Annotated in this window: 1 protein-coding gene; it reads right to left on the reverse strand. The window is 48.3% G+C overall.

What is annotated here, in order from left to right; translation table 11 throughout:
* A partial coding sequence (locus tag KDK17_RS03625; protein ID WP_257287365.1) for a WD40 repeat domain-containing protein occupies positions 1 to 1,216 on the reverse strand: 1,216 nt, incomplete at its 3' end.
* Positions 1,217 to 1,305 lie beyond the last annotated feature (89 nt).

A 1,305-nucleotide genomic window follows, 5' to 3' on the forward strand; every position in this document is an offset into this window, starting at 1 on the left:
AAATGGTCGCTTTTACTAACCAGGTTCCATCGAGCATCTGACCACAGATTTTCGCCGTGCCGTCATCACTGGCAGTCACTATATGTCGGCCATCAGTGCTGAAGGTCGCTGATTTGACCCACTTTTTATGAGAAATGGTCGCTTTCTCCTCCCATGACCCATCGTCCTTCAGGCCGTATATTTTCGCCGTTCCATCAGCACTGGCAGTCACCACATGGTAGCTATCTGGGCTAAAGGTCGCCGATATAACCCAATTACCATGAAAAACGGTCTCTTTTTTTTCCCATGATCCATCGTCCTTCAGGCCATAGATTTTCGCCGTTTTATCATTACAGACGGTCACCATATGGCGGCTATCAGCACTGAAGGCAATTGATATCGAACCATTATGGTGAATGATGCCTTTTTCTTCCCATAATCCATCGTCCTTCTGACAATAGATTTTCACAAACCTGTTAATCATATTATTAACACCAACAGTCACCACGTGGCGACTATCGGGGCTGAAGAGGGCTGATTCAACCGAGAAAATATGGTGTAGGGTGGCTTGTTCTTGCCAAAATCCTTCTATCTCCTGGCCATAGACTTTGACATTGCGATCGCCACTGACAGTCGCCACAAGGCGGCCATCGGGGCTGAAGCGAGCCAACCTTGAACTATTGTGCCGAATGATGGCTTTTGGTTGCCATGATCCATCGTCTTCCAGGCCGAAGATTCGCGCTATCTGATTGTCACCCTTGATCAGCAGATAGCGGCCGTCGTAGCTAAAGGTCGGTGAACAGAAGCCTTCATGACCGGAAATACTGGCTTTTATTTTCCATGTACCATCAGCCTCCAGACCATAGATTCTCGCCCCGCCCCAAGAACTGGTTAGCAAATAACAACTATCGGGACTGAAGGTGGCTGAATAGACATCGTCCTCATGAACAATAACGGCTTTTCGTTCCCATGAACCATCGGCCTCTTGTCCGTATATACGCACTGCGCTGTTGCCAGTGAGGATTACCACATGGCGGCCATTGGTGCTGAAACTCGCTGAAAGCACTGAATGGCGCTGAAGAGTGAGGACCTTTGGTATCCACGATCCATCAGCCTCCAGGCCAAAGATTCTCGCCGCGCCGTCTTGACCGGCAGTCAGCATATGGCTGGCATCAGCGCTGAAACTGGCTGATTTGACAGGCTCATCATGTGAAATAGTGGCTTTTGTTGCTGACATGAAGGTTCTTAATTGAGACTTTCGTTCGGTATTAGTGAAATGAAGCAGAGCAGGTATATAGGGATTGTTTCGGCGTTTTATGAGTGAAT

Source organism: Endozoicomonas sp. SESOKO2 (genome assembly GCF_024606245.1).
In the GTDB taxonomy this organism is placed as follows: domain Bacteria; phylum Pseudomonadota; class Gammaproteobacteria; order Pseudomonadales; family Endozoicomonadaceae; genus Endozoicomonas_A.